The organism is Thiogranum longum, from assembly GCF_004339085.1.
In the GTDB taxonomy this organism is placed as follows: domain Bacteria; phylum Pseudomonadota; class Gammaproteobacteria; order DSM-19610; family DSM-19610; genus Thiogranum; species Thiogranum longum.
On record NZ_SMFX01000001.1, the window covers coordinates 1,704,226 to 1,718,036 of the forward strand.

A 13,811-nucleotide genomic window follows, 5' to 3' on the forward strand; every position below is an offset into this window, starting at 1 on the left:
AAAATATTTAATGCGCTTCCTGACATGCCGTCACCCCCCGTCATTGCGAGCGCAGCGCGGCAATCTCTTCGACCTGGTGCCAGACTGGAGAAGATTGCCACGCTGCGCTCGCAATGACAGGGCGGGCTACAGTAACTCCGTCTCGGCAAACGGCCGCGATTTTACCGTGTCATCGAGTATCTTCAATGTTTCAAGCAAATCCTTCATTTGCCCCAGTGGCCAGGCATTCGGTCCGTCACTCAGCGCCTTTGAGGGATCCGGGTGTGTTTCCATGAATACACCCGATACACCGGCCGCCATGGCGGCACGCGCCAGTACCGGCACAAACTCGCGCTGCCCGCCGGATACATTGCCCTGTCCGCCTGGTAACTGCACAGAGTGTGTAGCGTCGAACACTACCGGTGCACCGGTATTGCGCATCACGGCCAGTGAACGCATATCCGATACCAGGTTGTTGTATCCAAAGGACACGCCACGCTCACACACCATGATTTGCTCATTGCCGACGGCGCGTGCCTTGTCGACCACGTTTTTCATGTCCCAGGGCGCGAGGAACTGACCCTTCTTGATATTGACCGGTTTGCCGGTGCGCGCCACATTCTGGATGAAGTTGGTCTGGCGACACAGGAACGCCGGTGTCTGCAGTACATCCACCACACTGGCGACTTCATCCAGCGGCGTATCTTCGTGTACATCGGTCAACACCGGCACGCCGATTTCATCCTTGACCTTCTGCAGGATACGCAACCCTTCCTCGATGCCGGGGCCGCGGAAACTGTCAGCTGAAGAACGGTTGGCCTTGTCATAGGAAGACTTGTAAATAAAGGGTATGCCCAGTTCGGCGGTGATCTTCTTCAGCTCGGCGGAAGTGGACAGGGCCAGCTCCTCGCTTTCGATCACGCAGGGGCCTGCGATAAGAAAAAAGGGGGCGTTCAGCCCCACTTCAAATCCACATAAATTCATTGATCAGAAACCTTGTCGTGGTTGAGTGTCAGGCATCCGCCCGCACCAGACCGGGCTGGTCAGCGGGTTTTGCCACGTTACTGTGATGCGCGTTTGCCGCTTCAATGAAGCTGCTGAACAGCGGGTGGCCATCGCGCGGTGTAGAAGTAAACTCGGGGTGAAACTGGCAGGCCAGGAACCAGGGATGGTCAGCGATTTCGACCATTTCCACCAGACTACCATCAGCAGAAGTCCCGCCAATGGTCAGACCGGCTTTCTCCAGTGTTTCCCGGTAGTGATTATTGAACTCGTAACGGTGGCGATGGCGTTCTACTATCTCGTCCTTGCCGTATACCTTGTGTGCCAGGGTTCCCGGTATCAGCTTGCAGGTCTGCCCTCCGAGACGCATGGTGCCGCCAAGATCACTGTCTTCGTCACGGCGCTCGATGTTACCTTCTTCGTCCTGCCATTCGGTAATCAGGCCGATGACCGGGTGCCTGGTATCCTTGCGAAACTCGGTGCTCTGCGCTTCTGCCAGACCGGCCACGTTACGTGCAAATTCTATTACTGCCACCTGCATGCCCAGGCAGATACCCAGGTAAGGTATGCCGTGTTCGCGGGCGTAACGCACCGCCATAATCTTGCCTTCCACACCGCGCTCACCAAAACCGCCCGGCACCAGCACAGCATCGACCTTGCTGAGCACTTCCAGACCCTTCTGCTCGATCACCTCGGAATCCACATAGCGGATCTTTACCTTGGTACGGGTTTTTATACCGGCGTGGATCAGCGCTTCGGACAGGGATTTGTAGGATTCTGTCAGGTTGACGTACTTGCCGACCATCGCAACCGTCACTTCGTGCTCGGGGTGCTCCAGTCGTTCGACGACGTCCTTCCAGTCGGTCAGATCGGCTTCCGGCAGATCAAGCCCCATCAGGTCGACCACGGTGTCATCGAGGTGCTGCTGGTTGAGCAACAAGGGGATTTTGTAAATGCTGTCCACATCGACGGCGGAAATAACCGCGCGGTCCGGCACATTGGTAAACAGCGCAATCTTGCGGCGTTCGTCGACGGGTAGCGGACGATCCGACCGGCACAGCAGAATATCCGGCTGGATACCGATGGAGCGTAATTCCTTTACCGAGTGCTGGGTCGGCTTGGTCTTGATCTCGCCCGACGCAGCGATATACGGCACCAGCGTCAGGTGCATGAACAGCGCCTTCTGGTGGCCCAGCTCGACACCCATCTGGCGAATGGCTTCCAGGAACGGCAGGGATTCGATATCACCGACCGTACCGCCGATTTCCACCATGGCGATATCAGCACCATCGGCGCCGGCGCGAATACAGCGCTTGATCTCGTCGGTAATGTGCGGGATGACCTGCACCGTACCGCCAAGATACTCACCGCGGCGTTCCTTGCGGATAACCGTTTCGTAGATCTGGCCGGTGGTGAAGTTATTGCGCTTGCCCATGGTGGTGCGGATAAAGCGCTCGTAGTGGCCCAGGTCGAGGTCAGTCTCCGCCCCGTCGTTGGTTACGAACACCTCACCGTGCTGGAACGGGCTCATGGTACCCGGATCCACATTGATATAGGGATCCAGCTTCATCATGGTGACTTTGAGGCCCCGGGCTTCGAGCAATGCGCCAAGGGAAGCGGCAGCGATGCCTTTCCCCAATGAGGAAACCACACCGCCAGTTATGAATATAAATCGGGTCATGAAGCTCCGGAAAATGCTGGAGAAAATAGTGTCTGGACGGGAAATCAGACTACCAGAATCGGCCGCGCGAAACAATCCACACAAACGGTAACGCCATCCCGCAGACAGGGCCGCCATTCCCCGGGATCCCGCCTCCCTTGCTAAGCGTACTGTTCAAATTAACAAATTCACCTGTACCATGGCGCCTCAGACCACGGAGAAGACGTATGCCGCAGAGCACTGCATTCGAAAAAGCCGCCACACTCATCGATGCGGCCAATCGCGAAGATCCCAACCAGGAAACGGTGGATGGCAAACCCTGCCCGAAGGAACTCCTCTACTCGCAGCGCATGTCCGACATGCTGCAGCGCTACGCGCCCGATGCCGATGAGGCGATGCAACTTGCCGTCCGCGCCCAGCACATCGAGCGCTGGAAGTCGCCTCGCGACGCCTACCCGGCCGGCCGCAAGGGATACCTGCACTGGCGCAAGGATCTGTATAAATTTCACGCCGAAACCGCTGCGGGATTACTGGCGCAGGCCGGCTGCAGTGAAGAAACGATCGATCGGGTCAGGCAGGCCGTGAGCAAACGTGGCCTCAAGTCCAATCCGGACACCCAGCTGCTTGAAGATGTTATCGGGCTGGTGTTCATCGAGCACTATATGGAAGATTTCGCCGCCCGGCACCCGGACTACGACGAGGCCAAATGGCTGGATATCATTCGCAAGACCTGGAAGAAAATGTCACCGCGGGCCAACGAATTTGCGTTATCGGGCAACATCCGGCTGCCGGAGCCGTTGATCCCGCTTATCCAGAAAGCCGTGTCCTCCCGTTAGTGCACTTCGTCATTGCGATGCCGTGACCAGTCCAGTGCAAAACCGGCCTGACCGGCCTGCGCCTGAAAGCCCTCACAAATGGCAATTCCGGGTACTGCAACCAGTGTTTCGCCAGAATACAGCAGCGGCAGGCGCTCACGCTCCCAGCCCGGCACACTATGTTCCTGTAACAGGTTTTTCAGCGTCCGGTGGTGGCTCGCACCCGGCAGTAGCAGCGACTCACCTCCGCGCCGGAAGCGAACATCAACGCCTGAAGTTTCGTCCGGCAGATACAGGCCCTCTCCCGTCACCGGTTTTGCATACAGCACGCCGCTGGCCGTACCCAACTCCGGGTTGTTACGCAGATCCCAGTGCATGCACTGCGACGTGTCCTGTGCCGGCAAGGCTTGCATAAGGTAAAGCTCCCCACGATAGCGACGTAATTCGGCACGGCCCCAATGCACCACTGGCTGCGCGTCATCCCGGCTGTACAGCATTTCTTCGCGAATACGTTCCAGCACGGCTTGTGATGGCATGGCGAAGCCGCGCCGGTGAATCCAGTAACGCAACAGATTTCTCTGTCGCGCAGGCGCCAGCACCTTCACGCCGGACTGCAACAGCCGCTCGCCATCAGTACTGCAAGACGCAGATAAATCCACACCGGCCAGCGCATCTGCCAGACCGGCCTGTTCAGACTGATGCGCTGCGGCCCGCGCCAGCACAGTGTGCAAGCCAGGCCAACGCTGCCGCAACTGCGGCAACACCTCGTGGCGTAACAGGTTACGGTCGTAGCGCGTATCGGTGTTCGACGGGTCTTCGATCCAGTCCAGTTCACAGGTTTGCGCCAGGTCCAGAACGTCAGCGCGGCTCACATCCAGGAAGGGCCGCAGCAACAGGCCTTGTCCCAGCGACGTAACGGGTGGCATGGCTGACAAACCGCGCGGCCCTGCTCCGCGGAACAGTTGCAACAACAGGGTTTCCGCCTGGTCGTCGCGATGCTGTGCGGTCAGCAACGCCGCACCTTCAGGCAACCAGTCCGCCAGTACGCGGTATCGGGCATGCCGCGCTGCGGCTTCCGGACTTTCGCCAGGTGTGGCGACACCATCGGTTTGCAAGGCGTGAAACGGGATCTTCAGCTGATCGCAGACAGACTCGCAATGTGCCCGCCATTCACCTGATTGGGACTGGATGCCATGATCGACATGCACGGCCATAAGCGGCGCGCATAATTTTTCCCGTTGACCGGCCAGCAGGTGTAACAAAACGTGGGAATCGACGCCGCCGCTGTATGCCACGATGTAACTCGTTGCATCCGGCAATGCCGGGATAACCGTATCAAAGGCGTTATTTTTCGAGGTACTCACCGTAAGACATCAGGCGCTGGTATCGCGCCGCTACCAGTTGATCTGGTGGCAAACGCTGAAGCTCTTCTATATTTTCTGCCAGCCGCGCACGGATGGTTTCCGCCATGGCATCCGGATCACGGTGGGCACCACCCAGTGGCTCGTCAATGACTTCATCGATGAGATTCAGTTCTTTCAGGCGACCGGATGTGACACCCATTGCCTCGGCTGCATCGGAAGCCTTTTCAGCGCTCTTCCATAAAATAGACGCGCACCCTTCCGGAGAAATGACTGAATAGATGCTGTATTGCAACATCAGCATGCGGTCGCCAACACCAATCGCCAGCGCACCACCGGAACCGCCTTCACCGATAACCGTGCAAATGATCGGCGTCTTGAGATCGGCCATTACATACAGGTTGCGTGCAATGGCTTCACTCTGACCGCGCTCCTCGGCACCAATGCCCGGGTAGGCACCGGGCGTGTCAATAAGCGTCAGCACAGGCATCTTGAAACGCTCTGCCATTTCCATCAGGCGCTTTGCCTTGCGGTAACCTTCAGGGCGTGGCATGCCGAAGTTGCGACGGATCTTCTCGTTGGTGTCACGGCCCTTCTGGTGGCCAATCACCATCACTGGCATGCCGTTTAGCCGTGCCACGCCACCGACAATCACCTTGTCATCGGCATAGGCGCGGTCACCGTGCAACTCTTCGAAATCGGTAAAGATGCGCTGAATGTAATCCAGCGTGTAGGGGCGCTGCGGGTGACGCGCCAATTGCGAGACCTGCCAGGCATTGAGGTCCTTGAAAATGGATTCCGTCAACGAGCGGCTCTTTTCCTGCAAGCGGCTGATTTCCTCGTTGATATTGACCTCGGCGTCATCGCCGACATAGCGCAACTCTTCGATTTTCGCTTCAAGTTCGGCGATAGGCTGTTCAAAATCAAGGAAATTCATATTCATGGGAGTTGCGCTTCATCCATCTGCAGGCAGTGGGGCGGATTCTACTGAAAATAGCCGGAAGGTGCATCCATGACGGCCGGGTAACCCGTAAATCTGCGTATACCTGCGCAGATTGGTGCGTTCCCGGCAAGAACCGGAAGCCGTCGAGCCGGTTAACGCTAGTCCTCGTAAAACTGCAGGGCGATCCCATCGGGTTCGAGACGAACAATTACAGCCTTGACCAGGGGTGCCTCTCCCGCCATGTCCATGGCCTGCAAAGTGAACTCGGTACCCACCGGGTAGTTGACCTTGTCACCCGTCAGCAGATAGACGCCACCCCCGGATATGTCTCGTGTCCTGACGCTGATCGACCCCATTTCGGAATGCATCAACTTCACTTCTGAATCAAGTTCGGTACGTACGAAGCGGCGCTTGTCATTGTCCACAACTTCCCCCTTCTTTATGCTGATTAAATTTTTGCCGCTCAGTTTAACGTAATGGGGGCTTGCTTTATACATCACCCTCATTTGATTCTTGATGGCTGGTTTGCAGGGAAAATCAGATTGCGTGGAAACCGGGTGGAGGGCATTGGCTTGTCGGGCAGGCGTCTTACAACCCTTAACAAAACCGGTCATTGATAGATTTGCACAGAACAAGTCCCGGGCGGGGTGGTTTTTCGCCGGCGTCGGTGCAGCCGAGCATCGCAGACATTTTGCGATCAAGCGAGCGACTGTCTGAGCGGTTTGCGCGTCAGCGCAGACCGTGAGTTTCGCGAGCGCGCAACATGTCGAGAAGCGCAGGGGACCCGCGTAGCGGGCAAACCGTTGCCGGCGAAAAACCACCCCGCCCGGGACGATTGAAACTACCCAGACTCTGGAACATGGATTCCGGCCTGCGCCGGAATGACGGGAGTGTTGAGTGTCACTTGTATACCACCCTCACCCGCTCATCCCCCGCCAGCTCACGAAGACGATGCAACAGCTCATCAGTCGGGTGCACACGCCAGTCGTCGCCCAGCGTCAGGTGCGCCTGCGCGCCGTCGCCCTGGTACTGAATACCCACCGGGCAGTTGCCTTCGCGAAACGGCGACAACACACCGGCGAGGGACTTCATAAAACCGTTACCGGCCTTGCGTGCACCGACTTCCAGCACCAGTCGACGCGCAAAGACTTCACGTGCCTGGTCCATTTCAAAAATCTTTTCGGCATTGAGGCGCATGCTGTCGGTGTAGTCATCGTGGGCCAGCGTACCCTGCACAACCAGCACCTTGTCGTTGGAAAGTATGGCCTGGTGTTGTTCGAATACACGGGTAAACAGGCGCATTTCCATGCGACCGGTGCCATCGTCAAGAGTAAGAAAGGCCATGCGGCCACCGCTTTGCGTGGGACGGGTTCGGAACTCGACCACCAGTCCTGCAATCACCACACTGCGGTCCCGGTTGCGTTGACGCGAGGCGGTTTCGGCGCTGTCGTCAACCAGATCACTGAGCGGGCCGGTCACCATGCTGTAAAGTTCGTCACGGTAACGATCGATGGGATGACCGGTAAGATAAAGACCCAGTGTTTCTTTTTCCCCGGCGAGACGTTGTTCATCATCCCACTCCGGCTGTACCGGCACATTGACCGGGGGAGCTTCGGTGGGTGCAACGACGTTACCGAACATATCGGTCTGGCCAGCAGCTGAATCACGCGAATGTTGTTCGGCAAGTTTGATGGCGTCCGGCAGGCAGGCACTCAGCGTGGCGCGATTTTCACCCAGCTTGTCCATCGCACCGCAACGGATCAGGGCTTCGTAGACACGTCGGGTCACCTTGCGTGAGTCCACGCGCCGGCAAAGATCGTGCAGCGAGGCATAGGGACCGTTCGCCGTTCGTTCATTGACGATGACTTCAATCGCACCCTCACCCACACCCTTGATCGCACCGAGACCATAAATCACGGTACCGTTCGGCGCCTCATCACTGGCGGCTTCCACGGTGAAGGCAAACCCGGAGCGGTTGATGTCCGGTGCTACCACTTCAAGTTGCATATGCCGACACTCGTTGATGAGTGTGACGACCTTGTCGGTATTATCCATATCCGCCGACAGTACGGCGGCCATGAACGGTGCCGGGTAATGCGCCTTGAGCCACGCGGTCTGGTACGACACCAGCGCATAGGCGGCGGAGTGTGATTTGTTAAAACCGTAACCGGCAAACTTCTCCATCAGGTCGAAGATGTAGGTGGCCGTTTTTTCCTCGACGCCACGCTCCAGCGCACCTTTGGTGAAGATATCGCGCTGTTTGGCCATTTCCTCGGGTTTTTTCTTGCCCATGGCACGACGCAGCAGGTCGGCGGCGCCGAGGCTGTAACCGGCCAGTACCTGGGCAATCTGCATGACCTGTTCCTGGTAAAGGATGATGCCGTAGGTCGGCTCCAGGATCGGCTGGAGGTCCGGGTGCGGGTATTCGATTTTGGCGCCGTGTTTACGAGCAATGAAGTCATCCACCATGCCGGACTGCAACGGGCCGGGCCGGAACAGTGCCACCAGGGCAATGATGTCTTCAAACGTATCCGGCTGCAGGCGCTTGATGAGGTCCTTCATGCCGCGCGATTCGAGCTGGAACACGGCGGTCGTCTGGTAGGCCTTGAGTAGCCTGAAAGACTTCTGGTCATCGAGCGGGACAGACTCGATATCCAGCGGGCCTTCGCCCTGTTCGGCGCGTTGCTTGTTCACGGTCTGCAACGCCCAGTCGATGATGGTCAGGGTGCGCAAGCCCAGGAAATCGAACTTCACCAGCCCGACAGCCTCGACATCATCCTTGTCGAACTGGCTGACGACATTGATACCGCCCTGCTCGCAGTAGACCGGCGTAAAGTCAGTGAGCTTGGTCGGTGAAATGACCACCCCCCCGGCATGCTTGCCGGCGTTGCGCTTCAGTCCTTCCAGCGAGCGCGCCATATCGATCAGGTCGCTCACCTCTTCATCTTCTTTGTACAACTCTGCCAGTGCCTGCTCCTGTTGCAGCGCTTTTTCCAGCGTTATGCCGATCTCAAATGGAATCAGCTTGGCGATGCGGTCAACAAACCCGTAGGGATGCCCCAGCACACGCCCCACGTCACGCACCACGGCCTTGGCGGCCATGGAACCATAGGTGATGATCTGCGAGACCTTTTCACGGCCGTAGTGCTGTGCCACGTAATCGATAACCCGGTCGCGACCTTCCATGCAGAAGTCCACGTCGAAGTCGGGCATGGAAACACGTTCCGGGTTCAGGAAGCGTTCGAACAGCAATTCATATTTAAGCGGGTCGAGGTCGGTAATGGTCAGGGCATAGGCCACCAGTGAACCCGCGCCGGAACCACGCCCCGGCCCTACCGGCACACCGTTTTGTTTGGCCCAGCGGATAAAATCGGCAACGATGAGAAAGTAGCCGGGAAAGCCCATGGAGATAATAACGCCCAGCTCGATCTCCAGGCGCTCATCGTAGGGCTTGCGCTTTTCTGCGAAATCTTCTGCATCAGTGTCGAATAAAAATGCCAGGCGTTTTTCCAGCCCGGCTCGCGCCTCGGCACGGAAGTACTCGTCCATGCTCAACCCGTCCGGCACCGGGAAGTCTGGCAGGTAGTTCTTGCCGAGCGTCAGCTCCAGGGTGCAGCGACGGGCGATTTCAACCGTATTCTGCAAGGCCTCGGGAATATCTGAAAACAGCGCCTGCATTTCTTCGGGACTACGCAGGTATTGCTGCTCGGAATGACGTTTGATACGGCGCTGGTCGTCCAGAGTGCGGCCGTCGTTAATGCACACGCGCACTTCATGTGCATCGAACTCGTCGGGCTTGAGGAAATGCACGTCGTTGGTGGCCACCACCGGTGCATTGTGGCGCGCCGCCAGTTGCACGGCGGCGTGCAGGTAATCCTCCTCACCCTCACGACCGGTGCGTTGCAGTTCGAGGTAGAAGTGATCGGGAAACAGTTTCAGCCAGTGTTGCAGGCGCTGTTCGGCCAACCCGGGATTACCGGCCAGGATGGCACTGCCGATATCACCCTCGCGCCCCCCCGAAAGGGCAATCAGGCCTTCGGTGGAACCGGGCAGCCAGTCCCTGTCGATCATGGGCACTGACTGGTGTTGACCCTCGAGGTAACTGCGCGACACCAGCTCGGTCAGGTGCCGGTAGCCGGTCTTGTTCTTGCACAACAGTACCAGCCGGAACGGTTGCGCGGGCTGCTCCGGGTCTCGTACGCGGATATCCACGCCGATGATGGGTTTAACCCCGGCCGCCAGGGCCGCACGGTAAAACTTCACCATGGCAAACAGGTTGCACTGGTCGGTCACCGCCACGGCCGGCATGCCGGCGTCAGCCACAGCTTCCACCAACGGCTTGATGCGCACCGTGCCGTCGACCAGCGAGTATTCTGTATGCAGATGAAGGTGGACGAAAGCCGGGTTCATGGACGCAGTGTCGGGCTTTGCGGACAGGGTTTCAAGACTTGACAAGCGGCAACGCCGGAATGCTGCGGAACCATCGACCTGCCCGCTGTACAGGACGCCTAGCCAGCATCAGCCGGAGGCCCTTTATCAGCATCCCAGCTGCGCATGTGCAGGTCACGCTGCGGGAACGGAATCTCGATGCCCGCCTCGCGGAAGGCCTTGTCGATCGCAAAGTTGAGGTCGCTGATCACCCTCACCCGCTCGTCGATATTGTGGATATAACAGCGCAACTCGAATGCCAGGGCGCTGTCGCCGAATTCCCGGAACAGCACACGCGGCTTACCCGTAGTGCCATCGTTAATCACTTTCGGGTTTTCCGCAGCAACCTGCAACAGGATGTCCTTCACCTTTTCTGTATCACTACCGTAAGCGACTCCAACCGGAACCCGGACACGACCGCGCATGTCGTAAAGCATCCAGTTGGTCACCTGGTTCGAAATAAGTTCGGAGTTGGGCACAATGACATCGGCACGGTCGAAGGTCTGTATCTGCGTGGAACGTATTCGGATGCGTTTGACGTAACCTTCCGTTCCCCCCACGACTACCCAGTCTCCTGTCTTGATCGGGCGCTCGAACAACAGTATCAGGCCTGATACAAAATTATTGACGATATTCTGCAGCCCGAAACCAATACCAACAGAAAGTGCGCCGGCAATAATGGCAAGGTTGGAAAAATCAACGCCGGAAATACCCAGCCCGACCAGGATTGCCAGCATGATCAACAGGTACCCGCTGATGGTGACCAGCGCTTCACGGGCGCCTCGTTCCATGCGCGCGCGACTCAACCAGCTGCTTTCGAGCTTTGCCCGCACCCAGCCTGCCAACGCGACAAGTACTGCAAAACTGACAATGGCAAGAAGAATTCGTACCGGCACGATCTTGAGCGAGCCCAGCTCGAAGCCGCTCATGAACCACTCGCTGATCTGTTTCAGTGTAGCGTCGGATGCACCCCACACACGCAAAACAGCCAGCGCAGCCATACCCCAGAGCATCAGGGCCGTGGTAATCCGGATCCATATCAGGCCAGGGAAATGTTCACCCGTCCTTACACCGAGCAGTCTCCGGATCGAGCGCGTCTGGCGACGGGTGCCTTCATCCAGTGAGTCGTAGAATTCCCGCAGCAATCGACTGAGAAAAACGGTTACGGCTATGACCAGCGACGTACCGAGCAGTATGCGTAACAGGGTGACGGACAGGTTACGGTAACCGGCCCACTCTGCCGCCAGCGCACCCAGCAGGACCAGCATCAGCAGCCAGTTAACAGCGCGTACGCCGGACAAATGCGGCAACCGCATGATCAACCACAAGGCCCAGATCAGGTTCAGCGCCAGGATCGCAGCAAACACACCCCGTGCCAGCAGGAATGCGGACTCTGGCAAACTCTGCGCAAGCAAGGTGTAAAACAGTAAAACACCCACGTAGGCCAGCAAAACGAGTACTGTCAAACGCCTGGATAGCTGCTTTGCCAGCAACGGCGGCACATTAACAAACAATACGCCGGGTTGGTGCGGTGCCAGGAACAACTGTATGACCATAACGGCAAGCAGGTAGAACGGTAATGTATACAGTGCAATATTAATGAACGGTACCGGCGAGACATCCCCTGTCATAGTGTACAGACTAATGGCCAGCACACTGCTGGTTGCCAGCCAGGGCAGATGGTGTGACACGGTACTGACCAGCGCACAGGAAAAGTGTCCGGCCAGGTCATCGGCCCACGCACCTGACCTGGCGCGTTGCAACAACCGCAAGCGCAGCCACAGACCGGCAATGAAGCTGATAACGGCAAGCATCGCCAGCAGCGCCCAGTCTTCTGGTTCAAGGCGCGAAATACCACTATGACGACGTATAAAATCCTTGCTCGCAGAAAGCCAAAGCGCCGGCTCCTGCCAGTTATCCATCAGCAGTACGCCAATGTTTGTACCCTTCGCTGACAGTTGACGTGCGAGTAACGCCTTTGTTTCCTGGCTGATGCTTTTTTGCAGTTCTTCGCTACGAAGCACCAGCAGGCGACAACCTGCCAGGTCGCGTTCGATATCCTTTATCTCGCGTTTTACCTGGTTGCGTTTACGTGTGACATCAGCGGGTTCACCACTAACATATTCACCCAGGCTGACCAGGTCCTCTTCCAGCTTTTGCTGTTTCTTTTCACCCTTTTCTACACAGTCCAGAGCCATTGGTCGACCTGCAGCAATTTTTCGCGCCCACTTCTCGAGCGTCTCCTGCCTGATCTGTGGTTTTGCAAGATCCGACTCAATTGTTTTCAGCATCTTCCCGAATGCGTCCAGGTCAGTATCTTGTGCAATCGCCGGTGAAAAAGCGGCGCATAACAGCAGCAGTGAAACTACCCGTAACATGCCAGCCAGAAATTGCGATTGGTAATTCATGTGTTTCGTCCGTTATGCGAAATCAGATCATCCTGCTTCAGTTGATCGAGAAACTGCCGGATCTCCTCCAGCATCTCAGTGTACCCGGGATTCCATGTAAGGCGACGAATCACCTTGCAGTCTTCCGACTCATCAAACATTTCACCGATACAGTCTTCTTCACCGGCCTTGCAACGCCGGTATTTTTCCGGGTCCAGCCGATAGTAGTGCGTACAGAATCGCAGTGTACCCTCCTCCCCGTAGTGCGGGTTTTCCGGCGACTGGAGCAACGCCGTGTGTGAATAACTGCGAATCCGCTGCTCGGGGTGCCGTGCATTGATGACCCGCACGCCATCCGGCACGCCAGGTTGGCCGGTACTGTAGTAGAGCATACGCTTGTGCGCACTTTGTTGACGCGCAAACCAGTCGATAACTGCCGGGCTGTCTATGGTGGCATCATTTTCACTTGCAGCAACAAACAGGGGAGTTTTCAGCCCGGTAATTGCGGCCAGACGTCTTTGTGCCTCGGTCAGCCGATACACTTCGCAAATGGCACGGTTTGTCAGTGACTCGTATTTGAAACTGTCCGTATCCGGCTGCACATCGAACCAGGCGGCCCGCTGCCACCAGCGCCCGGCCACCGCGAGCGGGCAGGCCGCACGCACCAGCGACGTTATCCGGATGGCCGGTGAAAACAGAAAAAGTGCACTGAAACGAGGTGTATGCAGTGCCTGGTAGAGGCTTAGTACAGCTCCAAGCGAAAACCCCAGCAGGTAAAGCTCGTCACTTTCTTCCGCAAGCATATCGATTAACCGGCGCTGCGCCCTGGCCCAGTCCTGCCAGCGCACATCGAGCAGATCTCCGGGCCGTGTACCGTGACCGGGCAGTTGCATGGACAACACGCGAAACCCCTGTGATTGAAACCAGGCGCCGATATCACGCATTAAAAAGGGGGAATCGGTAAGGCCGTGTGTCATCAGGATTGTACGACTTGCCCCCTGACTGTTTGCCGGCGATAACTGAAATGGACTGTTACCGTCGATGATGTGCTCACGGCGTTCCGTTTTCAGGTCGGTGCGAGAAAAAACGACACGCTCTCGGCATATCCGAAAGTAGTCGTCGAGGGTTTCGACACCCTGCATCCATTCGTATCCCGGCGTTTTCACACGATGGCGTTCTGACAATTCAGATGTTGAACCAAACAGACCGGCAATACTGCGTAAATACGTCACGTCA

At 57.3% G+C, this 13,811-nt stretch carries 9 protein-coding genes; 1 reads left to right on the top strand and 8 read right to left on the bottom strand.

All coding sequences use genetic code 11. The annotated features are described in order from the left end of the window. Positions 1–126 precede the first annotated feature (126 nt). Both kdsA and DFR30_RS08430 read right to left on the bottom strand, forming a co-directional pair. A complete protein-coding gene (kdsA, locus tag DFR30_RS08425) occupies positions 127–963 on the bottom strand; it encodes a 3-deoxy-8-phosphooctulonate synthase (protein ID WP_132972256.1) in 837 nt (278 codons plus the stop codon). A 28-nt stretch (positions 964–991) separates the two neighbouring features. After that, positions 992–2,662: a CTP synthase gene (locus DFR30_RS08430; protein ID WP_132972257.1), complete on the bottom strand. Its 1,671-nt coding sequence runs from the start codon at positions 2,660–2,662 to the stop codon at positions 992–994. Between the two features lie 206 nt (positions 2,663–2,868). Between DFR30_RS08430 and DFR30_RS08435 the strand changes: the two genes are divergently transcribed. Beyond that, complete coding sequence (locus tag DFR30_RS08435) at positions 2,869–3,477, top strand: DUF4202 domain-containing protein (RefSeq protein WP_132972259.1); 609 nt, start codon at positions 2,869–2,871, stop codon at positions 3,475–3,477. Here DFR30_RS08435 and tilS read toward each other — a convergent pair. The 6 genes from tilS to DFR30_RS08465 all read right to left on the bottom strand — a co-directional run bounded on the left by tilS (position 3,474) and on the right by DFR30_RS08465 (position 13,807). Next, complete coding sequence (tilS, locus tag DFR30_RS08440; RefSeq protein WP_132972261.1) at positions 3,474–4,820, bottom strand: tRNA lysidine(34) synthetase TilS; 1,347 nt, start codon at positions 4,818–4,820, stop codon at positions 3,474–3,476. The two genes, DFR30_RS08435 and tilS, sit on opposite strands and share 4 nt — an antisense overlap. Beyond that, positions 4,801–5,760, bottom strand: a complete 960-nt coding sequence (gene accA, locus DFR30_RS08445; RefSeq protein WP_132972263.1) for an acetyl-CoA carboxylase carboxyl transferase subunit alpha — start codon at positions 5,758–5,760, stop codon at positions 4,801–4,803. The genes tilS and accA overlap by 20 nt, the downstream gene beginning before the upstream one ends. A 158-nt stretch (positions 5,761–5,918) precedes the next feature. Further along, positions 5,919–6,185 (bottom strand): PilZ domain-containing protein, encoded by a 267-nt coding sequence (locus DFR30_RS14310; RefSeq protein ID WP_165869148.1) that lies wholly within the window; start codon positions 6,183–6,185, stop codon positions 5,919–5,921. 475 nt (positions 6,186–6,660) lie between these two features. After that, positions 6,661–10,170, bottom strand: a complete 3,510-nt coding sequence (gene dnaE, locus DFR30_RS08455; RefSeq protein ID WP_132974428.1) for a DNA polymerase III subunit alpha — start codon at positions 10,168–10,170, stop codon at positions 6,661–6,663. 98 nt (positions 10,171–10,268) lie between these two features. Continuing rightward, a complete protein-coding gene (locus DFR30_RS08460) occupies positions 10,269–12,596 on the bottom strand; it encodes a mechanosensitive ion channel family protein (protein WP_132972267.1) in 2,328 nt (775 codons plus the stop codon). Further along, the gene (locus DFR30_RS08465; RefSeq protein WP_132972270.1) at positions 12,593–13,807 is read right to left on the bottom strand and encodes an alpha/beta hydrolase; all 1,215 of its coding nucleotides are present in this window, start codon (positions 13,805–13,807) and stop codon (positions 12,593–12,595) included. Before DFR30_RS08465 ends, DFR30_RS08460 begins: the two co-directional genes overlap by 4 nt. Positions 13,808–13,811 lie beyond the last annotated feature (4 nt).

Bases quoted from the DNA above. Each gene is read 5' to 3' on its own strand.
- kdsA (WP_132972256.1), bottom strand. From the start codon at position 963: ATGAATTTATGTGGATTTGAAGTGGGGCTGAACGCCCCCTTTTTTCTT.
- DFR30_RS08430 (WP_132972257.1), bottom strand. From the start codon at position 2,662: ATGACCCGATTTATATTCATAACTGGCGGTGTGGTTTCCTCATTGGGG.
- DFR30_RS08435 (WP_132972259.1), top strand. From the start codon at position 2,869: ATGCCGCAGAGCACTGCATTCGAAAAAGCCGCCACACTCATCGATGCG.
- accA (WP_132972263.1), bottom strand. From the start codon at position 5,760: ATGAATATGAATTTCCTTGATTTTGAACAGCCTATCGCCGAACTTGAA.
- dnaE (WP_132974428.1), bottom strand. From the start codon at position 10,170: ATGAACCCGGCTTTCGTCCACCTTCATCTGCATACAGAATACTCGCTG.
- DFR30_RS08460 (WP_132972267.1), bottom strand. From the start codon at position 12,596: ATGAATTACCAATCGCAATTTCTGGCTGGCATGTTACGGGTAGTTTCA.